At 34.9% G+C, this 25,025-nt stretch carries 22 protein-coding genes; 9 read left to right on the top strand and 13 right to left on the bottom strand.

Going from position 1 to position 25,025, the window contains the following annotated elements; translation table 11 throughout:
• Positions 1-89 precede the first annotated feature (89 nt).
• The 3 genes from PBT89_RS07285 to PBT89_RS07295 all read right to left on the bottom strand — a co-directional run bounded on the left by PBT89_RS07285 (position 90) and on the right by PBT89_RS07295 (position 2,882).
• The gene (locus tag PBT89_RS07285) at positions 90-1,313 is read right to left on the bottom strand and encodes a sensor histidine kinase (protein WP_270064059.1); all 1,224 of its coding nucleotides are present in this window, start codon (positions 1,311-1,313) and stop codon (positions 90-92) included.
• A gap of 96 nt (positions 1,314-1,409) precedes the next feature.
• A complete protein-coding gene (locus tag PBT89_RS07290) occupies positions 1,410-2,174 on the bottom strand; it encodes a TIGR02757 family protein (RefSeq protein ID WP_270064060.1) in 765 nt (254 codons plus the stop codon).
• A 48-nt stretch (positions 2,175-2,222) separates the two neighbouring features.
• Complete coding sequence (locus PBT89_RS07295; RefSeq protein WP_270064061.1) at positions 2,223-2,882, bottom strand: ABC transporter ATP-binding protein; 660 nt, start codon at positions 2,880-2,882, stop codon at positions 2,223-2,225.
• A gap of 178 nt (positions 2,883-3,060) precedes the next feature.
• Between PBT89_RS07295 and msrA the strand changes: the two genes are divergently transcribed.
• Both msrA and PBT89_RS07305 read left to right on the top strand, forming a co-directional pair.
• Positions 3,061-3,600, top strand: coding sequence for a peptide-methionine (S)-S-oxide reductase MsrA (gene msrA, locus PBT89_RS07300; RefSeq protein ID WP_270064062.1), 540 nt, complete (start codon positions 3,061-3,063; stop codon positions 3,598-3,600).
• Between the two features lie 74 nt (positions 3,601-3,674).
• Positions 3,675-3,974 carry a hypothetical protein gene (locus tag PBT89_RS07305; RefSeq protein WP_270064063.1) on the top strand — a complete coding sequence of 100 codons (300 nt, stop codon included), beginning with the start codon at positions 3,675-3,677 and terminating at the stop codon, positions 3,972-3,974.
• Positions 3,975-4,056: 82 nt separating this feature from the next.
• On the opposite strand, the gene PBT89_RS07310 is transcribed toward PBT89_RS07305, so the two are convergent.
• From PBT89_RS07310 to PBT89_RS07345, 8 genes are all read right to left on the bottom strand, one after another.
• On the bottom strand, positions 4,057-6,357 hold the full coding sequence (locus PBT89_RS07310; RefSeq protein ID WP_270064064.1) for a TonB-dependent receptor: 2,301 nt from the start codon (positions 6,355-6,357) through the stop codon (positions 4,057-4,059).
• Between the two features lie 71 nt (positions 6,358-6,428).
• Positions 6,429-6,749, bottom strand: coding sequence for a hypothetical protein (locus PBT89_RS07315; RefSeq protein WP_270064065.1), 321 nt, complete (start codon positions 6,747-6,749; stop codon positions 6,429-6,431).
• A gap of 3 nt (positions 6,750-6,752) precedes the next feature.
• Positions 6,753-7,052: a DUF6787 family protein gene (locus tag PBT89_RS07320; protein ID WP_270064066.1), complete on the bottom strand. Its 300-nt coding sequence runs from the start codon at positions 7,050-7,052 to the stop codon at positions 6,753-6,755.
• Positions 7,053-7,097: 45 nt separating this feature from the next.
• Positions 7,098-7,523 carry a DUF6146 family protein gene (locus PBT89_RS07325; protein WP_270058253.1) on the bottom strand — a complete coding sequence of 142 codons (426 nt, stop codon included), beginning with the start codon at positions 7,521-7,523 and terminating at the stop codon, positions 7,098-7,100.
• Between the two features lie 25 nt (positions 7,524-7,548).
• Complete coding sequence (locus PBT89_RS07330; protein WP_270064067.1) at positions 7,549-8,160, bottom strand: DUF937 domain-containing protein; 612 nt, start codon at positions 8,158-8,160, stop codon at positions 7,549-7,551.
• A gap of 76 nt (positions 8,161-8,236) precedes the next feature.
• On the bottom strand, positions 8,237-9,208 hold the full coding sequence (locus PBT89_RS07335) for an NAD(P)-dependent oxidoreductase (protein ID WP_270064068.1): 972 nt from the start codon (positions 9,206-9,208) through the stop codon (positions 8,237-8,239).
• Between the two features lie 20 nt (positions 9,209-9,228).
• On the bottom strand, positions 9,229-10,293 hold the full coding sequence (gene serC, locus PBT89_RS07340; protein WP_270064069.1) for a 3-phosphoserine/phosphohydroxythreonine transaminase: 1,065 nt from the start codon (positions 10,291-10,293) through the stop codon (positions 9,229-9,231).
• 100 nt (positions 10,294-10,393) lie between these two features.
• Positions 10,394-11,461: an acyl-CoA reductase gene (locus tag PBT89_RS07345; protein WP_270064070.1), complete on the bottom strand. Its 1,068-nt coding sequence runs from the start codon at positions 11,459-11,461 to the stop codon at positions 10,394-10,396.
• Positions 11,462-11,604: 143 nt separating this feature from the next.
• On the opposite strand from PBT89_RS07345, the gene PBT89_RS07350 reads away from it, so the two are divergent.
• A complete protein-coding gene (locus tag PBT89_RS07350) occupies positions 11,605-11,952 on the top strand; it encodes a 4Fe-4S dicluster domain-containing protein (RefSeq protein WP_270058248.1) in 348 nt (115 codons plus the stop codon).
• A gap of 51 nt (positions 11,953-12,003) precedes the next feature.
• On the opposite strand, the gene PBT89_RS07355 is transcribed toward PBT89_RS07350, so the two are convergent.
• Positions 12,004-12,882: an AraC family transcriptional regulator gene (locus PBT89_RS07355; RefSeq protein WP_270058247.1), complete on the bottom strand. Its 879-nt coding sequence runs from the start codon at positions 12,880-12,882 to the stop codon at positions 12,004-12,006.
• Positions 12,883-13,100: 218 nt separating this feature from the next.
• Here PBT89_RS07355 and PBT89_RS07360 point away from each other — a divergent pair, with 218 nt between their 5' ends.
• The gene (locus PBT89_RS07360; RefSeq protein ID WP_270064071.1) at positions 13,101-13,676 is read left to right on the top strand and encodes a T9SS type A sorting domain-containing protein; all 576 of its coding nucleotides are present in this window, start codon (positions 13,101-13,103) and stop codon (positions 13,674-13,676) included.
• A 132-nt stretch (positions 13,677-13,808) separates the two neighbouring features.
• Here the strand turns inward: PBT89_RS07360 and PBT89_RS07365 are convergent, their stop codons facing one another.
• Positions 13,809-14,498 (bottom strand): NUDIX hydrolase, encoded by a 690-nt coding sequence (locus tag PBT89_RS07365; protein WP_270064072.1) that lies wholly within the window; start codon positions 14,496-14,498, stop codon positions 13,809-13,811.
• Between the two features lie 256 nt (positions 14,499-14,754).
• Here PBT89_RS07365 and PBT89_RS07370 point away from each other — a divergent pair, with 256 nt between their 5' ends.
• Genes PBT89_RS07370 through PBT89_RS07390 form a run of 5 tightly spaced genes read left to right on the top strand, consistent with a single transcriptional unit; the run spans position 14,755 to position 24,998 of the window.
• Positions 14,755-17,832, top strand: a complete 3,078-nt coding sequence (locus tag PBT89_RS07370; RefSeq protein WP_270064073.1) for a SusC/RagA family TonB-linked outer membrane protein — start codon at positions 14,755-14,757, stop codon at positions 17,830-17,832.
• 11 nt (positions 17,833-17,843) lie between these two features.
• A complete protein-coding gene (locus PBT89_RS07375) occupies positions 17,844-19,412 on the top strand; it encodes a RagB/SusD family nutrient uptake outer membrane protein (RefSeq protein ID WP_270064074.1) in 1,569 nt (522 codons plus the stop codon).
• 20 nt (positions 19,413-19,432) lie between these two features.
• Positions 19,433-20,977 (top strand): alpha-N-arabinofuranosidase, encoded by a 1,545-nt coding sequence (locus PBT89_RS07380; RefSeq protein ID WP_270064075.1) that lies wholly within the window; start codon positions 19,433-19,435, stop codon positions 20,975-20,977.
• Between the two features lie 5 nt (positions 20,978-20,982).
• Positions 20,983-22,605, top strand: a complete 1,623-nt coding sequence (locus PBT89_RS07385) for an arabinan endo-1,5-alpha-L-arabinosidase (RefSeq protein WP_270064076.1) — start codon at positions 20,983-20,985, stop codon at positions 22,603-22,605.
• 11 nt (positions 22,606-22,616) lie between these two features.
• Positions 22,617-24,998, top strand: coding sequence for a glycoside hydrolase family 127 protein (locus tag PBT89_RS07390; RefSeq protein WP_270064077.1), 2,382 nt, complete (start codon positions 22,617-22,619; stop codon positions 24,996-24,998).
• Positions 24,999-25,025 lie beyond the last annotated feature (27 nt).

Genomic DNA, 25,025 nt, shown 5'->3' on the forward strand with positions numbered 1-25,025 from the left:
CTCGTTTTGTCTAATATTGGTTCTTTCTATCACTGATGTTTAAGAACCCGGGATGTTTAAATTAATTGGTATAGGCTTATAGAGAGTGCTTAGTTGATTTTAATCGCCTTTTTTATACTAAATTCAAAACAAGTGCTTTCTCCTAAAACTGATTGTACGCTAATTTTTCCGCCAAGGGAGGTCACCAATTTTTTAACGGTAGAAAGTCCAATACCATTTCCTTGATTTCCTTGTCTGTCGGTAATATAAAGTGTTTTGAATAGCTGAAAAATATTGGAAACCTGATCTTGGGGGATACCAATTCCGTTATCTTTTACGGTGAAATAGTAAAAATTTTCATCTTCAAAACTTTCAATATCAATAATAATCTCTTCCTTATTGTTATATTTAATGCTATTGTTTATTAGATTAATTAGAATCTGCTCTAAGGCAGATCGATTACAATTCAGCATAATATTTTCTGAAGGGAAATTAATTTCGCATTTATCATTAATATTCATCAAATCGATGATATCCTCTAGCAGATGATGTAAATCAAATTCAACAAGATCAGAAGATACAATGCGATCACTCTCATAGTGATTTAATATTCCATTAATATAGTCGCTAAGCTTTAAGGCCGATTTTTTTAAATTAGCGAGATGTTCTTGCCCCTTTTTATCTACATGATCTTTGTATCTGGCTTTAATTAAATCTGCAGTAATAATCATGTTTGCTAAAGGCATTTTCATGTCGTGAGAAACTACTCCGGCAAAATCTTTCAGTAAAGAGTTGTGATCGTCTAATTCTTGTTTTATCTTTTCTAGATATAGATTTTTACGTCGTAATTCGAATAATTTCTCTACCTGCTTTGCTAAAGCTTTTAACGCCATTTTTTGATCCTCGTCTAGCTTATTAATTTTTGTGTCTAGCACACACAAGGTCCCTAGTGCATAACCATTATTATCAAGCAAGGGCATACCGGCATAATAGAGAATTGGCGACTCTGGGCTAGAGGTGAAGGGATTATCTTTAAATCGTAAATCTTCACGCAAATCCTGAACCTCCATTAAATCGCCAGGTTCTAAAATGGCATGGGCACAATGCGAAAGTCTTCTTTCAGATTCAGTAATGGAAGGCCCACCGTGATTAGATTTATACCAGTTTTTTTCGGTTTCAACCAAAGTGATTAGTGAGATCGGCGTTTTGCAGATATAAGATGCAAGTTGCGTAATGTTATCAAATTCTTCCTCAGAAACTCCTTTTAGAAGTTCTATAGAATTGAGAGAACTTAAACGTTCTTTTTCGTTAAGAGGTGTAGCGGGTTGAATCATTGAATTTTCACAATTTTCTGATTGAAAAAACGGAAATTGCGCGAAACGTTAAGACGAATTTAACAATTTTAGATCGAAATCAAGCAAATAAGGCCATCAATATTTTTCGAAAGCACCAAGACCAAATAATGCAAAATCATATTTCACTGGATCCTGATGATCTAATTTACGAAGTGCGGTATCCAATTCGGCTAAAGCTTTGGCATCGTTTTGTTTTCTCTTAAGTAACTTTAATTTTCTTGCAATGTTGCCGGAATGCACATCGAGCGGGCAAGAGAGTTGCGAAGAAGAAATCGACCCCCAAATACCAAAATCGACACCACAGTTATCTTTTCTTACCATCCAGCGTAAAAACATATTTATACGTTTAGCTGCAGAATTTTTTAGCGGATCACTTACGTGCTTTTCTGTTCTTTTTTGATGCGGAAGTTCAAAAAAAATCTTTTTAAACTCATGTATTGCTGGCTGAAGCGAAATTGCAGTAGCATGATTACTGAAGATTTCTTCCAGGCTTCCATGATTCTTATAAATATTCTGAAGCGAACGCATAAAATAGCAAAGATCAATACTATTGAAAGTGCGATGCACAAAACCTTCCATGGTTTCTAAATCTTTTTCTTGGAAATTCAGGATAAAATCATGCGGAGATCGCTCCATGCGTTCCATAAGATCATTCGCATTTTTCAGAATACTTTTTCGATTTCCCCAGGCAATAGTTGCAGCCAAAAAACCTGCAATTTCAATATCTTCTTTTTTACTGAATTGGTGTGGAATCTGAATAGGATCTGTACCTATAAAATCTGGAGTGTTATATTGATTGACTTTAAAATCTAGAAACTCTTTTAATTCGCTTTTCTTCAAAAATATAATCTTTTAGAGGCGATGTTTAGTCGAAAATTACTTAGAAGATTACACAATTTCACCATCAACCATGGTCAACTTTCTATCGGCCATATCGGCAAGCTCTTCGTTGTGTGTTACAATTACGAAGGTCTGTCCAAATTCATCTCTAAGTTTAAAGAAGAGTTTATGGAGATTTTCAGCAGATTCACTATCCAAATTCCCTGAAGGCTCATCAGCAAAAATAACAGCAGGGTTGTTCATTAATGCTCTGGCTACCGCAATTCGTTGTTGTTCTCCACCGCTTAAAGTAGAAGGTTTGTGATTCGCTCTATTTTTAAGTCCTAGAAATCCTAATAATTCCATCGCTCTTTTTTCGGCTTCGGCTTTTGGAGTATTTTTAATGTACGCTGGAATGCAAATATTTTCTAACGCAGTAAACTCTGGTAACAATTGATGAAACTGAAATATAAAACCAATATGATCATTCCTGAATTTCGCAAGGCTCTTAGCATTTAGACCATAAATATCAGTTTCGTTGATTATAAGTTTAGATTCCTTATTTTTTTCAGGCAAATCTAGTGTTCCCAAAATCTGAAGCAAGGTTGTTTTCCCGGCACCCGAGGCACCAACTACAGAAACAATTTCGCTTTTTGCGATATGAAGATCGACACCTTTTAATACGTGTAAATCGCCGTAATACTTATGAATATTTTCAATTGTAATCATAACGTCTATAAAGAGCTCGAAAATTAGCTAATTTAATCGCGACCCCCAAGTATAACATCTTTTAATTATTTTCTGAAATTTTAAGAGGTTTCGATCGTTCAATTTTTATTAAAATAACGTGAACGGGCTATGCCTTTGCTATTGTAAATCTTACATTTGAGATAAATATTTGCTATTTATGAAAAATGAAGAGTTGGCCACATTAGCTGCAGGATGTTTTTGGTGTACCGAAGCTGTTTTTCAACGGCTGGAAGGTGTAAGTGATGTAAAATCTGGATTTACCGGCGGGTTTATTCAAAATCCTCCTTATCGCGAAATAGTGACAGGAAGAACTGGGCATGCTGAAGGCATTCAGTTTTTATTTGATCCTGAAATTATAAGTTTTCAGGAATTATTATTGATTTTCTTTTCTACTCACGATCCCACAACTTTAAATCGTCAACAAAACGATAGAGGAACACAATATCGTAGTGCTATTTTTTATCATTCAGAAGAACAAAAGCGAATAGCAGAGCAGGTTATTGCTGAATTAGAAAAGCAGGAAGTCTTTCAAGACCCTATTGTTACTGAAGTTACCGAAGCTTCAGCGTTTTATGAAGCCGAAGCGGAACATTTCGACTTTTATAATCAGAATCGAGAACAACCTTATTGCCAATATATTATCGATCCTAAAATTCAGAAATTAAATGCGCTTTTTGCCGAAAAACTTAAGAAATAATTATATAATATTAGTAAGTATCTGAAAACTGGCACTTTATTTGATTTAATTAACTGAATCAATACAAAAAAAAGATGCTAAAAGATAAATTGTTTTTAAAAGGACTATTGCTAGATGGTATTGGTATGGTTACTATGGGAGTTCCATTAATCGGGCCTTTTTTGGATATTTTGTGGGCACCTTATGCTGCACGAAAAATGAGAGAAATGTATCCCGGTAAAAAAGGAAAATTAGCTTCGGCTATTGTGTTTATAGAAGAGATTCTACCATTTACCGATATCGTTCCAACATTCACCTTGATGTATTTGTATACTTATGTTTATAAAAAAGACACTGTTGGTCAAGTACGTACTATCGAAGTTGAAAGCTGGTAACATCATCAATTATAAAATAACAAAAAAGCCTGTTTGAACTCTCAAACAGGCTTTTTCTTTATAATGAAATCTTAATTCAGGATTATAAAAACCACTGCACAGAAACCATAATATTTCTTCCAATATTGGCAATCCCGTCGGTTTTAAGTCGGGATAAGTGCGATATATATGTTTTATCTAAAAGATTATTGCCGTTAACCGATATCTGCACTTCAGATTTTTCTAATTGAACACGGCCGCCAAAACCTGCCCCTAATAATGAATAACCACCAGTTCTAGTTTCAAAAGCGCTGGTGTTCTCTTTATCGAAAACATTCTTTAAGCGAATAAAAGCGTACTTATTTTCGATAATTTCGCCTTCATTAAATTCAACTCTAAACGTATTTGTAATGCTATTAGCCGGAATTAACGGAAGGTAGGCATCATCACTTCTTTTGCCGGTTACAGTTTCAAAACTACTTTCTATATGCAACCAATCCCAGGGATGCGGGTGTATGTGGATACCAGCCTCACCACCATAAAGTTCAGCCTCATCTTGCACATAATCATAAACAGGATTTTCATTTATTGTTTCACCTGTGGGATTTAGATAGATGTAATTGTTAATCGTGTTATGAAAAGCATTTGCAAACGCTTCAAAATGTTCATTTCTCCACTCAAGAGAAAAATCTATCTGAAAGTTTTGTTCGTTATCCAGATTAGCATTTCCAACCTCATAACGATTTGCGCCGTGGTGAGAACCATTGCTGGTAAGTTCAGCTAAATTAGGTGCTCTAAATCCGCTTGCTAAATTTAGGCGAGCATTTAAATGTTTATTAAACTGATACTTCGCACCAAAGGCACCATTAAAACTATTAAAGTCACGATCTACAGCTTGAATATATTCAGCATCATCTGTATCGCCATACACATCGCTATCGATGTTTCTGGTATCGTATCTTAAACCCGCCTGAAAATCCCACTTTGTTAAGTGAAAATGCGTTGTAGCGAATATTCCAAAGTCTACCGTTTCAGCATTAGGTATTAAAACTTCTTCTCCCGTATTTTTATTTTCTTGCCACATTCCCTGTATGCCGGCGATAGTTTCAAAATTGCCTAGCTTAGGAAGATTGTATTTAATATTATAATTGAAGGTTTCTAATTCCATATCTAAAGCAGGATGCAATTCTTCGCTTTCCTCTTCATGGTCGTGGTCCTCATGCTCTCCCTCGTGATCATGTTCCTCATCAGCATGATCTTCATGTTCTTCGCCATGCTCGTGATGATCTTCAAATTCTTTTCGATTGTTAAACTGATAACCAAATTTTGCATCGATACTCGAATTTGCAAAATAGATTTTATTGTCTAAACTAAGAATATGGTTATCGATTTGTTGGTATGGCAACACAAGAGTTTTCGATGTCGTTTGTTCAGCAATTTCCTCGGGAATTCCTAGCTCGCTACGATTAAAATTATATCTCAAATCAGATTTAAATTTAGCATTTTGATATGCAATTCCGGTTTTTAAATCTTTTTCGTTGAATCTCGTATTGGTAACACGCTCACCGCTACCAGCTTTATAATCTGAATGTTCTGCAAGACTTCCGCGAGCGATAAATTTTAATTTATCTCCCGAGGTTTTAGCCATAGCGCTGGCTTGATAACCTAAAGTATTACTGAAATAATCTCCGTTGACTTCAGCATTAGTTTCCCCAGCAGAAGCATATTGCTCGGGATTTAGATAAAGAACTCCACCTAATGCATCACTTCCGTAGAGAAGAGAAGCAGGGCCTTTAATAACTTCTACACTACCAATACCTTTAGAGCTTATTCCCAAACCATGTTCGCCACCAAATTGCTGATTTTCCATACGAACACCTTGAGTATACGTAAGCACTCGATTTGAGCTTAATCCTCGAATTACAGGTTTTCCAATCCCTACGCCGGTGCTTAAATTTTCTACTCCGGCAATTTGTGAAATTCCGTCAGCAAGCGTTACCGCACCTTTCTTGTTGAGTTCAGAAACACTCTCGCGTTCTACACGCATCACATTTTCACTTTGTAATTGATGAAAAGGTGTAGAAACAATAACCTCTTCCATTTCTACTGCGGAAGGATTTAAAAGAAGCTTGAAGTTGGATGAAGGGATGTTTACTTCATTAGAATACGAGGTAAAACCAATTGAAGAAACCACTAATTTATAATTTCCTGATGGTAAATTTTTAATTGTAAAGTTACCATCAATATCAGTAGTTGTACCTTTTTCTAATCTAGGAAAATAAACGGTGGCACTAAAAACAGGTTCACCGGTTTCCTGATTGGTTATATTTCCGCTAAATTGATTTTGAGCATATATAATGGGAGCCATTGCCGTAAAAAGCAATGTAATGAGTAACATTCTCATTGTGAAGTTTTTAAATGGATGACGAAAAAATTAATTCCGAAGAAAGAATATCGAAAAATTAAGAGCTTTAATTAAGATAGGCCAGGAGGGCCTCGAAGCTCAAAAGAGAGTTTTTGGTAATCACTTAAAAAATCGTAAACACTAAAAATATGTTTAACCTGCGTGTTAATCACAACAGGCTCGAATGTGAAAACACCGAAATTAAAAGAAGGACTTTGATGAAATTTTGCAAGATTACAATCTAAATCGGACTGATGGATGTGTTGTTTCGCATAATTATCACAAAGACCGTGATGATGACCGCTAAAAATATGTGCACAATTAGCAATTGCCGGGAATACGATAATAAACGCCGCAAAAACTATGAGGATATTTTTAAGGGTTTTAATCATCTATTACTTAAAAAATTTACCCAATCCCAATCGGCTTAGCATTTTTTTTTCGAAAGCCCAGAAAAACTCAAATTGGCCAAAAATCCATCCAATTACTACTAGCAAAACCTGATAAATAGGAAATATAAGCAAGATTCTTGCGGGCCAGTAGATATACCATCCATGCTCTGAAGTAATGCCTAGAAAAGCTGTAACCGGTGTTGCTAATTTTGCGGCCGTGGATCCGGTAATTGCAAAAACTATAAAGATTACAATAAGCTGGCGGTTAGAAGTTAATCCCCAGCGTTCTTTTAATTTCTCCATAGTGCAAAGATATGAAAACCAATGAAGTTATAAAGAGTTCAACTCTTAAATGCGAGTAGGGACGCTAAACCTTTGATTATATTGCCGGCTTAAATAAACAAAATAATAGTATAGAAGATAATTTACTTCGTACCCATAATCGATCTGAGGATCGTAATTAATTTGCTGCACGTAAAGATTATCGTTATAACGCATCGGTTGGAGCACGCGGTTATTATAATCTGTTACTAAAATGCGGTTTTTATTTTCTAAGTAATTTTGAGAATAATAACCTTCTGGCCTTGCAATACTATTTATAAAAAGATTAAAACCAGGCTCTATAATTATAATTTCATATTCTAAACTATCATTTGCAATGCGAACGGTATCGTTTTTAGTATTGGCGTTTCTGCCGCTTCTGCCGTTATTCTTGGTTAAACCACAGCTGTATACAAACAGCACCATTAAGACTAAATAAAGTACGTTTTTCATTAGGGCAATTTAGTTAAAAAGATATTTATTTGCCACCGGTGTATCCTTTTAAAACACTTTCTTTTTTATTATGCTTGCCTAATACCATACCAGAAGCTTCATTTATAATATTAGCACCTTCCTGATGATCCAAAATAACCTCTAAAAAAGAGTTATTATATTTTGAAGAAGATCCAAGTGCGCTATCTATTAACAACTCAATATCATCATTCTTTAAATTCTCTTTTTGTTTTTGGATACTTAAGACAGCAATGGTCACAGGGATAGCAAGTTTCGCGATTTTTTGCACCAAATTTGGTGGTATACTCAAAGAATCGCTAATGGTTTTAGCGATATTCTCTAAATTTTCACCTAAAATAATTTCACTATAATCCTCTCCGCATTTAATAAGCTCTTTATTGTCTTTTTCTGAAAATATTTTCAAAAATTTAAAAGGATCTGGAGCTTCTTCTAGTAATTCGTATAAGCTATCAATACTACCTTCCTGTATCTTATTTTTGAAATTACCCAGAATAATAGGCAGTACCATACTTAAAACCGAAGAAACTTTTTCTGAAGATTCTCCGGTTTCATTTGAAGCTTTACTTATAAGCTCGTTACCAAGATTTGTGTTTAATATATCTAAGATTGAGGCCATAATTTTTCATTTGTTTGAATGTAATCAATAAATTCTAGCCGGGCTGTTAAAGCAATATTATAATCCTGATAAAAAGCTATTTAAAAAAATCCATTCCCGATTTTCCGTGGAATTTAGAGATAATTTCTTGCGCAATTAAATCTCCGGCACTTTCGGTGGCTGCACTGGTAAGGCTACCTATATGTGGCGTTAATGAAATTCTCTCGTTCATTAAAAGTTTTATGGCTGGTTTCGGTTCGTTATCAAAAGTGTCCAAACCTGCGAATTTCAGATTAGCATCTTCTAAGGCTGCGATTAAGGCTTCTTCATCTATTGCATTTCCGTTAGAAATATTAATGATTCCTGCTTCAGGTTTCATCATGGCAATCTCCTTGGTGCCAATTAGTGGTTTTTGTTGAGTAGAAACGCTTATACTTATGAAATCTGAAGTTTTTAAAACTTCTTCTAAAGAAACGGTTTCAAGCTTAATATTTACAGTTTGATCCTGAATTTGCAGCTGAATATTAGATTCCGCAACATTAGGATCGGTAGCGATAACTTTCATTCCAAAACCAAAAGCTATTTTAGCCACTTCGTGACCTACTTTTCCTAGACCGATAATTCCTAGCGTCTTACCTTTAAGTTCAATTCCGCCTGCATAGAAATTCCTCAAGTCTTTAAAACTCATATCACCTTCTAAAGGCATGGTTCTATTGGCATGATGCAGATAACGACTGCCACCCAGTAGATGTGCAAACACAAGCTCGGCTACAGATCTTGTTGCTGCAACATTCGATGTGATGATTTGTATTCCATTTTTTTCGGTGCGTTCTACAGAATCAACTATTTTTTGATCACCAATTACCGCAATAAACTTAAGTTGTGGACATTGATCTACAATTTCATTTTCAATAAAAGTAGATCGTGAAATAATGCCTTCAATTTTTTTAGCGTTGATATATTCTTTTAGTTGAGGTTGGGCTACTTTAACCGATAATACATTAAAACCAGCTTCGGTTAATTGTGAAACTGCGGCTTGTGAAAGTCCATCGGTAACTAAAATATTCATGTATTGCTTAATTTTAATTTTTAAGAGATTTTTTCGAAATGTTGCATTACATCAACAAGTGTTTGTACGCTTTCTAGAGGTAGGGCGTTATACATAGAAGCACGATATCCTCCCACACTTCTATGCCCGTTTATACCGTTGATATTAGCTTCTTTCCAAAGTTTGTCGAAACTTGCTTTATCTGTTCCTTCAGTAAGATTAAAAGTAGGATTCATAGTAGAGCGATCTTCTTTTTCAGCAAAACCTTTAAATAGCGGGTTTCGATCTATTTCAGTATAAAGTAATTTTGCTTTTGCATCGTTCTGAGCTTCAATTCCTGAAATTCCGCCTTTATTTTTTAACCATCTTAAATTCAGTAAAGAAGTATAAATTGCAAAAACAGAAGGCGTATTAAACATGCTATCCTTATCGATATGTACTTTATAATCCATCATCGAAGGGATTTGGCGCTCTACTTTGCCTAGAATATCTTCTTTGACGATTGCAACAGTTACTCCCGCAGGCCCCATATTTTTTTGCGCACCGGCATAGATCAAATCAAATTGAGAAAAATCTAAAGTTCTAGATAAAATATCACTACTCATATCACAAACAAGTGGAGCAGTAGTTTTGGGAAAAGATTTCATTTGGGTACCATAAATAGTATTGTTACTGGTACAGTGAAAGTAGTCTATGCCTTCAGGGATTTGGTAATCTTTTGGAATGTAATTAAAGTTTTTATCTTTAGAAGAAGCAACCTCAGCAACTTCGCCAAACATTTTAGCTTCTTTTATAGCTTTAGAACTCCACGTACCGGTATTGGTGTACGCTGCTTTTTTCTGAAGTAAATTGTACGCCACCATCAAAAACTGCATACTTGCGCCACCATGCAAAAATAGCGCTTGATAGCCTTTGTTTTGAAGTCCTAAAAGTTCTAAAACCAAAGAACGCGCTTCTTCGATTACCGACACAAACGCATCACTACGATGTGAAATTTCCAAGATTGAAAGTCCGCTATCGTTAAAATCTAAAACCGCCTGAGATGCTTTTTCAAAAACTTCTTGTGGCAAAATACATGGGCCGGCGCTAAAATTATGTTTTTTCATAGTAACTTCAAGTTTGTCCTATTAGAAGGAATTTTTTAAGGCTTATAAAATTTGATGATTTTTAACGCAATTTCAAATTTTATAATATGCCCAAAATTAGTTAGTTTAGATTAATTAAAAACTGAATGGTATCTACAGCATCAGCATAATCCCATAATTTGGGATGCTGTGTTTCTCCAAATTTCACTTCATTTTTTGCTGAAGTTTCCTTTTTTACGATACACTGCAACTTTTCAGCCTCATCATTTAAACGTTGCTGAAGTTGGTTTTGGTCGTCATAATATTCGTAAAATAACACAGAGATAGGGGAGCCGTAGTTTTCATCTTCCTTCAGCATTAAAAATCCATTATCTAGAATATTAAACTGACTCATTAAATAAACCGCTTTATTATAATCGTAATTATTTGCGTATTTATTTTGATTGATAATATCGTTCCAATGATAAATTCCTTTAAAGAAATGATCAAAATCGTAATTTTTAGGTAAAAATAATTTTGAAACGTTGCGACATCCCAAACCAAAATATCTAAAAATATCTTCTGCAAGCAATTTCAATTCTTCTTTGGATTCTTCACCGGTTATTACAGCGACTGAATTTCGATTTTTACGAATAATATTCGGCTTATTTTTGAAGTAATATTCAAAATATCTCGCGGTATTGTTGCTTCCAGTGGCGATCACTGCATCAAAATCTTCCAGGCGATCTTTTGTAATTCTGATCTTAGATTCAAATTCTGAATTTAACTCAACTAAATAATCACATAGAATCGGTAAAAGCTGCTTATCGTTATCAGATTGCTTAATAAGCACATTGTGCCCACTAATAAGAACACTTAGAAAATCGTGGAATCCAACCAAAGGAATATTTCCCGCCATAATCACGGCAATCGTTTTTGGATTTTCTTCTTCTTGAAAATTATAAGGAGCCATCCAGGTCTCAAGATTTTCTGAAGTTAATGCTTTACTCCACTGGTCTAAAGAGAATAAAACATTTTCTTTAGTAAACCAGCCATTGTAATGTACAGCTGAGTTTACTTTTTCTTGAAGTTTATCAAAATATTTTCTATCTATTTCTGAAAGATTTAAAGCAGAAGTGTCTTCCGCTTTAAAATTCTTAAGAAAATCGCCTAATTTGGAAAAATATGAAATCCGTTCTTTTATTGTCATTCCTAGATTTGGTTATGAAAAGGCTTCACGTTAAATTTGTAAAAGCGAAATTAAAACTTCCTAGCTGGAAAAACTATAAAATTTCCTAAAAGCTGGGACAGAAAATAAGATTCGTTTTATTTTTACAACTTAAAAAAACAGCTATGGCAATCATTATAACAGATGAATGTATAAACTGCGGCGCTTGTGAGCCAGAATGTCCTAATACTGCGATTTATGAAGGAGCAGATGATTGGCGCTATGCAGATGGTACCGATCTTTCTGGTGATATCGTTTTACCATCGGGTACCGAGGCAAATGCAGAAGAAGCGCAGGAACCGGTAAGTGATGAATACTATTATATTGTACCAGATAAATGTACAGAATGTAAAGGTTTTCATGAAGAGCCGCAATGTGCAGCGGTATGCCCTGTAGATTGTTGCGTACCAGATGACGATCACGTAGAAAGTGAAGAAGTATTGCTAGAAAAGCAAAAGTTTATGCACGATTAAGGAATTATTTTATTCTGAAAAATATTAAGCCCGCTATTTGGCGGACTTTTTTTATGAAATCTGCACCCGTAATTCGTTTCTATAGATAGAAGGAGACTTTCCTGTGAATTTTTTAAACTGTTTATTGAAGTGGCTAAAATTATTAAAACCACATTCAAAACATATATCAGTAATACTCATTTGTTCTTCGTGTAAAAGTTTAGCAGCGTGAGAAAGTCGATATTCGTTTACAAATTGCGTGAAGGTTTTTCCGGTAATTTTTTTGAAAAACCTACAAAAAGCCGGTACCGTCATACTGGTTAATTCTGCTACTTCTTCTAAGGCTATAGAACGCTTAAATTCTTCTTTTACAAAATTGAAAATTAGATTAATACGATTATTATCCTGAAGCTCTGTTTCTAAAACAAAGCCTTTAGCATTTAAAATGGTGTAATTTTTGGCTTCTTCCAGATGATTAAAAATTTCTAAGAGTGCAATAAGTCTACTAAATGGTGTACGATACTTAAGTTCTTCAATTTTTTCACCTATATATCTTTTGTCTTCTCCGTGAAATACAATACCCTTTTTAGCAGTTTCCAAAAGGGTTACTATATTTTTTGTTTCAGGAATATTAAAAAAAGTATCTCCTAAAAACTCTGGATGAATTTGAATTACAGTTTCTCGTTCATATTTATTTAGTTTCTCAGTAAAACCACAATGCGGCAAATTAGATCCTATTAATATAAGGTCTCCCTGACGGTAATAAGAAACATGACTTCCTATTTGTCGCTTTCCAGATCCACTGCTTATGTATACAAGTTCGATTTCAGGGTGATAATGCCAAAAGTTATTATTTTGATTTTGATGGTGATAATCGAAAGTTTCGTATTTAAAAGAACTACCAAATTGAGGTTCTATCTTTTGAAAAGCTGCTCTTTGTGATTTTATCATATCGATAACGTTTTAGTGGAATTTAGGGTATCTTTTATGAATAATTAATTATGTCTAAAATTAACCCATATGTGTTCAATTTGCAATATAATAGATTTACGATAATATTTTCGGTTAATATAGAACATGTTTTAGTATATTTTCTACTTAGCTACAGCTTAGTTTCGTTTTATATTTGCTAAACAATAATTAGAGAATTAACAAAAATCCCGAAAATTATGAAAAATCTATCTAGAATAGCAGTTTTGGTTTTAGCATTAGTATTAACTAATACTTTGAGCGCTAAAGATATAGAAGTTAAAATAAACAATGATAAATTAGTAGTTGAATTAGATCATAGCCAAAAAGGATCTACTTTGGTTCTTACAGATACTAATGGTGAAGTTCTTTTTAAAGATGCACTTATGGAGACTTCTTATAAAAAAGCATTAGATCTTCATACAATTCCTACCGGTACATATTTTTTAAATTTTGAGAAAGACGATAGTATTCTTACTACTGTTATAACTAAAGATGCTGAAGGAGTTAAAGTAAATAAGAGCGCATCAAAAATTTTCTTTAAACCTTTTTACAAAACAATAGAAGACAAGGTATTAGTATCTTTTACAAACCCAAGCTATAATAACGCAACTTTTAAGGTTTACGATCAAGCAGGTAATCTAATGACATCTTCTACAAGTAACGATTTAGTAGTTAAGAAAACATTCGATTTTTCTGAAGTTCCTGCAGGAAACTATGTGATTGCTCTTAACGTAGCAGGGCATACTATTACAAAAACTATAACTTTAGGATAAGAAAGCTCCCAAACATATTTTGAAACAAGCCAGGCCGAAACGTCTGGCTTTTTAATTGCTCAACATTTAAATGGAGTATTTTAAGGCGGACACTTTTAGTAAAATCAATAAGAAATTGCCTTAATTTTAAAATTAAAGTTTAAAAGAAAAGCCATCATCTGTTTTTTTCTTATATTTTTCTTGATCGAATTTGTATAAAAAAGAACCTTTTCTGGAAGAACTCATGTCTTTTTCCTCTAGCTTTACCAGTATATCGAATGAATTTATCTTATTAATAAAATTTCTTTTATCCAGATCTTCGTTTAAAATCGCCTCATAAAGTTTTTGTAACTGACGCATTGTAAATTTTTCTGGTAATAATTCAAATCCAATTGGACCATTGGAAGCTCTATATCTTAATCGACTTATGGCATGTTTTACCATCTTACCGTGGTCAAAAATTAACGATGGTGCTTCAGATAAGGAAAACCATTTAGCAGAATAATTCTCTGTAAGCTCTGTATCGTGCTCAGTAATATTTATAAGAGCAAAATAAGATACGGATAGAGTTCTTTCAACAGGATCTCGGTCTACCTTACTAAAGTTATATAACTGTTCTAAATATACATTATTTAGCCCTGTTAAATGATGTAGAATTCGTTTTGCTGCGTGGTCTAAATTTTCATCCTTTTTTAAGAAGCCACCCATTAGTGACCATTTTCCCTTTTCTGGTTCAAAATCACGTTTAATCAGTAATATTTTTAGCTCTTCGTCATCGAAGCCAAAAATAATACAGTCTACAGCGAGCAGAATTTTATCTTCGGAACTATAACTATGAATCATTGGTTGGAATTAGTTGGGCAATTTAGGTTTTTTCAAAAATAAATCATAATAGCCTTAACTTTTTTAAAACATAATAAATTTTAACATTTAAAGCATGATACCACAGGATACTACACTTTAAGCGGTTTATAATTATTAAATTCGTTTATTTTAAGAGGTAAAGTTAAAAATATGTAAAAAAACATTTGCTAAATTAAGTAAACTTTAATTATATTTGGAAATGTAAAATTCACACTTATAAACTAAAGTTTAACTTATGCTAATTTTAAAATTACTTTTAAGAGCAATTAGTACACTACGAAAACCTTTTCGTTGTTTAGCCTTTTTTATATTTATAGGCTTTTCTGCTAATGCGCAAGATGGCCAGTTGATTACTGGTACTGTAACTTCTGAAAGCGATGGTCTTCCACTGCCCGGCGTTAACGTTATTATTAAGGGTACAAACAATGGAGCAGTTACCGATATCGATGGTAATTACGCTATTGAGGCTAACGCAAACGATGTAATTGTTTATTCCTTTATTGGATATAAGCAGCAGGAGGTTTCAGTTGGTACCCAAACTGAAATTAATGTTTCATTATCTGATGATTTGAATGCTTTAGATGATGTCGTTGTAGTTGGATATGGTACTCAACGTAAGGAAGATCTTACCGGATCGGTTAGTGTAATAGACACCGACGAAATGCAAAAAGTTTCTAACAGTGATGTTTCTCAAATGCTACAAGGTAGAACGGCCGGTGTTACGGTAACTGCCGATGGACAGCCAGGAGCTGGAGCAAATGTTAGAATTCGAGGAGTCGCTACTTTTGGTAATAGCCAGCCACTTTATGTTGTAGATGGTGTGCCAGTTGGAACATCGATCAGGGATTTTAATCCAAATGATATTGAAAGTATTCAGGTTCTTAAAGATGCTTCTGCAGGGGCAATTTATGGATCTAGAGCTGCTAATGGGGTTGTTATTATTACTACTAAACAAGGTAGAAAGAATTCGCCATTAAAAATTCAGTATAGCGGATATTATGGTATTGATGAAGTTGCTCAAAGAATGCCTGTTTTGGGTAGAGAAGATTATCAGATGATTTCTAACGAAAAAAGAAGTAATGCAGGTCAGGATTTAATACCAGGAAATGACCCAAATTCAGATTTATTTGTAGATGATATTAATACAGACTGGCAAGAAGTTGGTTTGAAAAGTGGACACAGGCAAAACCATAACATTGGATTATCTGGTGGTGGTGAAAATATAACTTATAATGCCTCTATTGATTATTTTGAAAATGAAGGTGTTTTCGTAGGTAATGGACCAGATTATGAAAGATATTCTGGAAGAATTAATACCGTAATGGAGAAAGGAAGATTTAAGATATCTCCATCTTTATACTATACGCATAGCTTTGAAAATTCATTAACTTTTAGAGACGATGTTTTGACTGGAGGTCGTCCTCCTTTAATAAATGATCTAATCAACGCAATACCAACTTTAGGAGTTTATGATGAAAACAATGAAGGTGGTTACGCCGGAACTTCTTCTGACATTCACAAAGAAATTGTTTTGAATGTGCCAGGAATCAACAGCCTTTTTACAAATAACGTAGAAGTAGATAGAATCTTTGCGATTGTTAATCCGGAATTTAAGATTATTGATAACGATAATCACGAATTAACCTATAAGTTGAACACGAGTTATGACAAAACTCATGTAAGAAGTTTTTCTTTTGTGCCAGAATTTGAGATGGGTTATTTCTTTGGATCTGGAATATCTCGTTTAGACGATAATTCTACAATTTACACCGTAGGTCTTATTGAAAATACTTTAAATTATAAAACTACATTAGGTAAAAATACTTTTGATCTTATTTTAGGTCAAACATATCAAGAAAATAAGACTGTAATTAGAACTGCGCATTCTGAAGACTTACCTAAGCCTTATTATCCAATCCTTTCTAACGGTATTAACCAAACAGTAGGAGGTCAGCAAATTGAAAGTTCTATTGCGTCATATTTTGGTAGACTTAACTATAATTTTGATGATCGTTATTTACTTACCGCTACCATAAGAAGGGATGGTTCTTCTAGATTTAGAGAAGCTAATAGATGGGGTACTTTTCCTTCATTGGCGTTAGGTTGGAGAATTAATAATGAAGAATTTTTCAATGTTTCAGACGGGTTAGTTAGTAATTTGAAATTAAGAGCAAGTTATGGAGAGCTTGGAAATCAAAATATTGGCGATTATTTATATCAGGCTGTTATCAACCGAACTGTACCTTATAACTTCAATTTAGAACGAGTTCTAGGTGGACTTCAAACTAGTGTAATAAATGATAATATTGTTTGGGAAACAACAAAGTCTTTGGATATCGGTATAGAAACAACCTTATTTAATAGGAAGTTCGATTTGACTCTTGACTATTATAACAGAGAAACAGAAGACATTTTAGTAGGAGTTCCTATTCCTTATTCTACGGGCTCTGTTAATGTTCGTCCTTTGGTGAATTCTGGAAGAATTCGGAATTCTGGTATTGAAGGAGAAATAACTTATCATTATACAAGTGATGATTTAAATTTCGATATATCTGCCAACGCAAGTACAATAAATAATGAAGTATTAGCATTAGGAGGAAATCAGGAACCTATTGGAGGTGCAGGATCTAGAACACAGATCGGTAGAGAGGTTGGTGAGCATTTCGGATTTGTTTATGACGGTATTTTTCAAACTCAGGCAGAAGTGGATGATCATGCACTTCAACCAGGAGCTGCGCCCGGGGATGTAAGGTTTCAAGATTTAAATGGTGATGGTGAAATCAATGCTGATGATAGAACATTTCTAGGTAGCGCCCTTCCAAGTGTAACTTTTGGATTGAACTTTGCAGCTAATTATAAAAATTTTGATTTTACATTATTTACCTCGGGAGCAGCAGGTTATTATATAAATAGTAGATTATATAGATCGCTAATGCTTTCCACTGGATACATAAATGCTCATGAAGATATATTGGATCGATGGACACCGGATAACACAGATACGAATATACCTCGTGTTGTTGCAGATGACCCTAATAACAATGCACGAGACTCCAACAGACCAGGTTGGTTGCAAAAAGGAGATTATCTTAGAATCAACACCTTGTCTTTAGGGTATACTTTACCAGAGAATCTTTTTACTGATACTTTAGATTCATTTAGAGTATATACAACAATTCAGAACCTGCATACTTTCCAACATTATAAGGGATATAATCCAGATTTTAATTCGGGAATATTAGAGCCTGGTTTTGATAATGGAACTTATCCAAGGCCAAGAACGTTTATGATTGGTGTTGATTTATCATTTTAAAAAAAAATATCATGAAATTATATAAAATTTTAACTTTTTCGTTGGGCTTGCTAGCATTAACAGGATGTGAAGACGAACTCGATTTATACAACCCTAACAACATGACTGCTGATGAATATTGGGCTGATGGAGATCAGGCTTTAGCAGGAGTAAATGCAACATATACGCCACTAATTAATGATGGTTATTATATGAGAATGACGCCTGCTTTAACAGATGGTCGTGCAGATGATTTTAGAGCAGATAGTCCGTGGCCGGATTTAGGTCAAATTTCAAATTTCACTATTTTACCCACTTCAGCTCCTATACAATGGATGTGGGAAGCCTATTACCAACAGGTATTTAGAGCCAACCAGGTAATACAAAACACTCCGGATATTGAAATGGATGAGGATCTGAAACAGAGAATTATGGGACAGGCATATTTTTTAAGAGGTTTAGCCTTTTTTCATTTGGCCATAAACTTTCAAAGAGTACCTGTGCCTTTAACAGCTGCCGAGGGAGAGGAGGATTATTATATACCTACTAGTACCGAAGAAGAATTATGGACACAAATAAAATCTGATTTTTCACAGGCTCAAACCATGTTACCGGTTGATTATTCGAACGTTACTGGACCAGATCGTAGTCAGTTAGGACGAGCCACAAAAGGTGCAGCTACGGGATTTTTAGGTAAAGCGCATTTATATCAAGAAGAATGGAGTGAAGCCGCTGCAGAATTCAAAAAATTGATTGATGGTCCAGATGTAAATATATATTCATTGATGGATGATTATAGAGATAATTTTAGTCCTTTTAGTGAAAATAATGCAGAATCTTTATTTGAAGTTCAATTTGCTAATCCAGATCAAGTTGGTGGATCTGCCAAAAATTATGGTGGAGAGCCTCAAAATTCATGGATGCAAGTTTCGTCAGTTGGTCATACGTATGCGCAGGATGGATTTGGTTATTCAGATTTTCTGCCTACACGTTGGATTTATAGCGAGTATAAAGAAGAAGAGACAGCAAATGATAACATAGATCCAAGATTACTTGTATCGATTGCTTCTTACGAACCAGACGCAAATTCAACAACGGTTTATGGTGGAGTGGAATGGCCACATGCTGATGAAGCTATTTACCCAAGAAAATATACACATGATGGACTAGGTTTTGAATCTGAAAGCCAAGGAAGTGCAGAGCTGTCTGAAATTAACTATCGATTAATGAGATATGCTGACGTTTTACTTATGTATGCAGAAGCTTTAAACGAGTTAGGGCAGACTCAGGATGCTTATCAATATATTAATCAGGTTAGAAATAGAGCAAATTTACCAGATTTAGAAACGGTATCTCCGAACCTTACTCAGCAAGAAATGAGAGATCAAATAGCTCACGAAAGGGCACTGGAGTTAGCTCTTGAGAGTATCAGATGGCACGACATTAGAAGATGGGGATGGTTATACGATGCTGAAAAGTTAGCTGAACTTAGAGAACGTGATAATGAATTCAATTCTTGGAGACCGGGTAAAGAATATTTACCTATCCCGCAATCTGAACTTGATGTTAATCCAAATGCTGAACCAAATTCAGCTAATTAATAAACCATTTTTAATTGACTATGAAGAAAAACAGCTTAACAATATTATCGATAGTTTTATTTTTAATCGGATTTACAGGACTTAGTGCTCAAACTGAAGTTAAAATTGAGGATCAAGATTCTTTAAGAATTAACCGTAATATTTATGGGCACTTTGCAGAACATTTAGGGCGTAGTATTTATGATGGTTTATATGTTGGAGAAGACAGTGATATTCCAAACACCGATGGTGTAAGAAATGATTTGATCGAAGCCTTAAAAAATCTTCAGATTCCAGTTTTAAGATGGCCAGGTGGATGTTTCGCGGATACTTATCATTGGATGGACGGGATCGGTCCTAAGGAGGATCGCCCAACAATTGTAAATCAATGGTGGGGCGGAGTTACCGAAGATAATAGCTTTGGTACGCATAATTTTCTTAATCTATGCGAAGAGCTTGGAGCCGAGCCTTATTTAGCGGCGAATATCGGTAGTGGTACCGTAAAAGAGTTTGCAGATTGGATCCAATATGTAAATCATGATGGTACAAGTCCTATGGCAGATCTTCGTAAAGAAAACGGAAGAGAAAAACCTTGGGGAGTTAAATACTGGGGTGTAGGCAATGAAATGTGGGGTTGTGGTGGAAACATGACACCAGAATATTACGCAAATCTCTATCGGCAATATGCGACCTTTATGACCAGTTGGAATAACGATAAGGGATTGTATCGTATCGCATCTGGTGCGAATGTAGACGATTATCATTGGACAGAAGTTTTAATGCGTGATGTTCCTCATAATTTAATTGAAGGTGTGGCTTTACATTCCTATTCTTTTGTAGAATGGGGTGATAAAGGAGATGCTGTAGATTTTAACGAAGCACAGTATTTTTCTACTATGCAAACAGCTTTAAAAATGGAAGAGCTGGTAACTAAACATAGTGCGATAATGGATAAATATGATCCTAAAGGAAATATTGAGCTTATCGTAGATGAGTGGGGTGGATGGTATGACGTTCAGGATGGTACGAATCCTGGATTTTTATATCAGCAAAATACAATGCGTGATGCCATGATTGCGGGAGTGTCTTTAAACATTTTCAATAATCACAGTAAACGTGTAAAAATGGCAAATCTGGCTCAAACTGTTAATGTATTACAAGCAGTAGCGTTAACTGACGGAGCTAAGATGTTATTGACACCTACGTACCATGTAATGGAAATGTATAAAGTTCATCAAGATGCTAAATTACTTCCGGTTTCATTTGATTCCCCTCAATATTCTTATGAAGGAGAATCTCTACCTGCAGTATCAGTATCTGCGTCTAAAGACGATAAGAATGTTATTCATATTTCCGCGGTGAATATAGATTCTGAAAAAGAGAACGAAGTTGAATTTGATCTTTCAGGATTTGATATCGATGATTTTAATGCAGAAATATTGGTTTCTGAAAATCTTCAGGATCACAATACTTTTGATAGTCCAGAAAAAATAATTCCGAAACAATTTAAAGATTTTAAATTCAAAAGAGGGAATTTGAAGATTACTTTACCTCCTTTTTCTGTAGTTGTTTTGGAGAGTAAATAAAAGTTATGAGAACAATTAATGAAAAATTATATTTAAAAGGATTAATAGCAATATTAATCATCATCGGAGCATATAGTTGCTCCGATGATGATTCTGGAGGTTTTGTAGACGAAGTTGAAGAAGAGGAAGAAGAAACCATAGACGAAGAATCAGATTTTGATGGTCCAAACTACAGTGATGATTATACCTCGACGGCATCATGGGGAGATCGATCTTCCTGGAACCTGGCAAATGTTCATGATCCTAGTATAACCAAAGACGGTGAATATTTTTATATGGTTCAAACCGATGCTTCTTATGGCAATGCACACGCGGGTAATGGGCATTTTCCTTATAGACGATCAAAAGATCTTGTAAATTGGGATTTCCAGGGAATGGTATTTTCTGAAGTGCCTTCGTGGATCAAAGATTCATTAAATAGTATGCGAGCACAAATGGATCCGCCACTGCCTGCCATTGAAAATCCAGAATATGGATTTTGGGCCCCAGAAATAGCGGAGGTTGATGGCAAATATAGATTTTATTATAGCGTAGTTGTTACTAATCCTATTGTAGGAAATGACAACAATACTTCCTGGACAGAGCGAGCGTTTATTGGTTTAGCTGAAACCGATGATCTTGCTTCTAATAATTGGGAAGATAAAGGAATGGTTATAAGTTCTATTTCCGATGGTTTAGAGACTTATACTAGAACCGGAAGTGGAGATTGGAGTGGTTATTTTAAATATAATGCTATCGACCCAAGTTTTATCCAAACCAATAATGGTGATCATTGGCTAATATATGGTTCTTGGCATTCTGGGATTGCAGCAGTTGAAGTAGATCCGTCTACAGGGAAACCTTTTCAATTAAATTCTTTAGAAGATTATGGTACCCGTATTGCGGGTCGTGGTAATGTGACCCAAAATCGTTGGCAGGCTTTGGAGGGACCAGAAATAGTTTATAATGAAGATACCGGATATTATTATTTATTTCTGGCTTATGATGAATTATCTGTAGCGTATAACACTCGTGTTGCCCGTTCAGAAAATATTGAAGGTCCTTATTATGGGATTGATGGAGGGAATGTGACTAATGGAGCAGAAGCCTTCCCTGTTTTAACACATCCTTATCAATTTGACAACCATCCGGGATGGGTGGGTATTGCGCATTGTACGGTATTTAGAGATGAAGAAACCGGAAAATGGTTTTATTCCTCTCAGGGAAGGTTGCCGGAAGGTGTTGAGGGGATTAATGCCTCTAATGCTGTTATGATGGGGCATGTTCGTGAAATTTATTGGACAGAAGATGGTTGGCCGTTAGTAGCACCTGAGAGATATGCAGCAGTACCAGACGAAACCATAGTTAAAGAAGATTTAATTGGAACTTGGGAACAGATCACCTTGCAATATCAATATAGAACCATGCAAACTTCTGTAGATGTAATTCTTAACGAAGATAACAAGCTTGGCGGAGCTATCAGTGGATCTTGGTCTTTTGATGAAGATTCTCAGACATTAAGTATTAACGGAAATAGTTTTATATTAGATAATGCTTGGGATTGGGAAGCATCTCCTAGAAAAACAACAATTACCTACGCAGGTATAGCAAATAACGGCTATTCTGTTTGGGGCAAAAAATCCAGATAATAAAAGTATCAATGAAAATTAAACTTCCAGGTTTTAGAAAGGCTTTAATTGTTGGAATTGTATTTTTATCCACAAATTTACTCGCACAGCAAAACAAACTATCAATTTTCAAACTTAATGATGTAAAACTTCATCAAAGTATTTTTGAAAAAGCGATGTATACCGATTTGGATTATATTATGCAATTAGATCCAGATAGGCTTTTAGTTCCTTTTTTACGCGAAGCCGGTTTAGAGCCGAAAGCCGAAAGTTATCCAAACTGGGAAAATACAGGTCTCGATGGACATATTGGCGGGCATTACTTAACTGCACTTGCCCAAATGTATGCTTCAGCCGGTAGCGAGGAAGCTTTGGAGCGTTTAAATTATATGATCGCTGAATTAAAAAAAGCTCAGGATGCTAATGGAAATGGTTACATAGGTGGTATTCCGGAAAGCGACCGAATTTGGAAAGAAATTTCAGAAGGAAAAATAAATGCAGGTGGTTTTAGTCTTAACGGTGGTTGGGTGCCACTTTATAATATTCATAAAACTTATGCAGGTTTACGAGATGCCTATCTTATCGCCGGTAACAAACAGGCAAAGCAGATGCTTATCGATCTTACCGATTGGATGCTTGGTACTACTGCAAATCTTTCCGAAGAACAAATCCAGGAAATGCTTATTTCAGAGCATGGCGGTTTGAACGAAACCTTCGCAGATGTCTATAAAATTACTGGAGATAAAAAATATTTATATTTAGCCTATGCGTTTACCCAAAAACAAATCCTGAATCCTTTAGAAAACGAGGAAGATATTTTAAATGGAATGCATGCGAATACGCAGATTCCGAAAGTTATTGGTTTTGAAACCATTGCTGCTTTAGATCACAATAAAGAGTATCACAATGCGGCTACTTATTTTTGGGAAAACGTTGTAAATAATAGAACCGTTTCAATAGGAGGAAATAGCGTTCGGGAGCATTTTCATCCCGCAAATGACTTTTCAAGTATGATGAGTAGCGTACAGGGACCAGAAACCTGTAATACTTATAATATGCTGAAGTTAAGTGAAAAGCTGTTCTTAGCTGATGCTGAAGAAAAATATATGGATTTTTATGAGCAGGGATTGTACAACCATATTCTATCGTCCCAGCATCCAGAAGGAGGTTTTGTGTATTTTACGCCAATGCGTCCCGGCCATTATCGAGTGTATTCTCAGCCTGAAACTAGTATGTGGTGTTGTGTAGGATCTGGTTTAGAAAATCATGGTAAATACAACCAAATGATCTACGCTCATAGCGAAAATGAGCTGTATGTTAATCTTTTTATAGCTTCAGAAGTTAATTGGTCAGCCAAGAATTTCAAATTGATTCAGGAAACCGATTTCCCAAATTCAGAAGAGACTTCGTTTAAAATTGAAATCCGAAAATCGCAAAAATTAACTATAAATTTTCGTTACCCCTCTTGGGCTGGCAAAGGATTTAATGTTGAGGTAAATGGAAAAAAAGTAAAATTCGATAAAAAACCGGGCTCTTATATTTCGATTAATAGAAAGTGGAAAGACGGAGATCAAATTTCGATGCATTTACCGATGAGTATTTCTTCGGAAAGATTGCCGGATGGTTCTAATTACGAATCTTTGAAATATGGTCCATTAGTACTAGCTGCAAAAACCGGAAAGGATGATTTAAAAGGTCTTTTTGCTGATGCCAGTAGAGGTGGACATATAGCTGAAGGTAAAAAGATCCCACTTTCAGAAACACCAATATTTCTTTTAGATAATTTAGATAATCTGGCTTCTAAAGTTAAGGTAGATTCTAAAAAAGAACTTCAGTTTTCAGCAAAATCGGTTTTATATCCTTCAGAATTTAAAGATCTAGAATTCGAGCCGTTTTATAAAATACACGACTCTAGGTATATAGTTTATCTGCCGGTACAAACTCCAGAAAGTCTTGAGGCTATTCAGCAAAAAAGAAAAGAACAGGAAATTGCCGAACGTGAGCTAGAGGAAAAAACGATTGATTATGTGAGCCCCGGTGAACAACAGCCTGAATCAGATCATTTTATTAAAACCGAAAATTCTAATGCAGGCGTAAATCAAGATCGTCACTGGCGAGATGCTAGTGGTTGGTTTAGCTACGAGTTTCAGGATGCAGCTAACGAAGCCGCCAGAATTAGATTAACCTATTTTGGACAAGATAGCAATCGAAAATTTAAGATTTTGCTGAATGGAGAGCTTGTTGCCAATGAACATCTAAAAGGTGAAAATGGAGCTGAATTTTTTACGAAAGACTACGAACTGCCAAAGAAAATTGTAGAACAAAAAAATAATACCCTAACCATACGCTTTGAAGCTGCTGAAAATTCAAGAACAGCCGGTATTTATGGCGTTAGATTAATGAAAAAACAATGAAAAAAATTGCAAAACTAGTAGTATGTG

This window comes from Zunongwangia sp. HRR-M8, from assembly GCF_027594405.1.
GTDB lineage: Bacteria > Bacteroidota > Bacteroidia > Flavobacteriales > Flavobacteriaceae > Zunongwangia.

Bases quoted from the DNA above. Each gene is read 5' to 3' on its own strand.
- PBT89_RS07285 (WP_270064059.1), bottom strand. From the start codon at position 1,313: ATGATTCAACCCGCTACACCTCTTAACGAAAAAGAACGTTTAAGTTCT.
- PBT89_RS07295 (WP_270064061.1), bottom strand. From the start codon at position 2,882: ATGATTACAATTGAAAATATTCATAAGTATTACGGCGATTTACACGTA.
- msrA (WP_270064062.1), top strand. From the start codon at position 3,061: ATGAAAAATGAAGAGTTGGCCACATTAGCTGCAGGATGTTTTTGGTGT.
- PBT89_RS07305 (WP_270064063.1), top strand. From the start codon at position 3,675: ATGCTAAAAGATAAATTGTTTTTAAAAGGACTATTGCTAGATGGTATT.
- PBT89_RS07310 (WP_270064064.1), bottom strand. From the start codon at position 6,357: ATGAGAATGTTACTCATTACATTGCTTTTTACGGCAATGGCTCCCATT.
- PBT89_RS07315 (WP_270064065.1), bottom strand. From the start codon at position 6,749: ATGATTAAAACCCTTAAAAATATCCTCATAGTTTTTGCGGCGTTTATT.
- PBT89_RS07320 (WP_270064066.1), bottom strand. From the start codon at position 7,052: ATGGAGAAATTAAAAGAACGCTGGGGATTAACTTCTAACCGCCAGCTT.
- PBT89_RS07325 (WP_270058253.1), bottom strand. From the start codon at position 7,523: ATGAAAAACGTACTTTATTTAGTCTTAATGGTGCTGTTTGTATACAGC.
- PBT89_RS07330 (WP_270064067.1), bottom strand. From the start codon at position 8,160: ATGGCCTCAATCTTAGATATATTAAACACAAATCTTGGTAACGAGCTT.
- PBT89_RS07335 (WP_270064068.1), bottom strand. From the start codon at position 9,208: ATGAATATTTTAGTTACCGATGGACTTTCACAAGCCGCAGTTTCACAA.
- serC (WP_270064069.1), bottom strand. From the start codon at position 10,293: ATGAAAAAACATAATTTTAGCGCCGGCCCATGTATTTTGCCACAAGAA.
- PBT89_RS07345 (WP_270064070.1), bottom strand. From the start codon at position 11,461: ATGACAATAAAAGAACGGATTTCATATTTTTCCAAATTAGGCGATTTT.
- PBT89_RS07350 (WP_270058248.1), top strand. From the start codon at position 11,605: ATGGCAATCATTATAACAGATGAATGTATAAACTGCGGCGCTTGTGAG.
- PBT89_RS07355 (WP_270058247.1), bottom strand. From the start codon at position 12,882: ATGATAAAATCACAAAGAGCAGCTTTTCAAAAGATAGAACCTCAATTT.
- PBT89_RS07360 (WP_270064071.1), top strand. From the start codon at position 13,101: ATGAAAAATCTATCTAGAATAGCAGTTTTGGTTTTAGCATTAGTATTA.
- PBT89_RS07365 (WP_270064072.1), bottom strand. From the start codon at position 14,498: ATGATTCATAGTTATAGTTCCGAAGATAAAATTCTGCTCGCTGTAGAC.
- PBT89_RS07370 (WP_270064073.1), top strand. From the start codon at position 14,755: ATGCTAATTTTAAAATTACTTTTAAGAGCAATTAGTACACTACGAAAA.
- PBT89_RS07375 (WP_270064074.1), top strand. From the start codon at position 17,844: ATGAAATTATATAAAATTTTAACTTTTTCGTTGGGCTTGCTAGCATTA.
- PBT89_RS07380 (WP_270064075.1), top strand. From the start codon at position 19,433: ATGAAGAAAAACAGCTTAACAATATTATCGATAGTTTTATTTTTAATC.
- PBT89_RS07385 (WP_270064076.1), top strand. From the start codon at position 20,983: ATGAGAACAATTAATGAAAAATTATATTTAAAAGGATTAATAGCAATA.
- PBT89_RS07390 (WP_270064077.1), top strand. From the start codon at position 22,617: ATGAAAATTAAACTTCCAGGTTTTAGAAAGGCTTTAATTGTTGGAATT.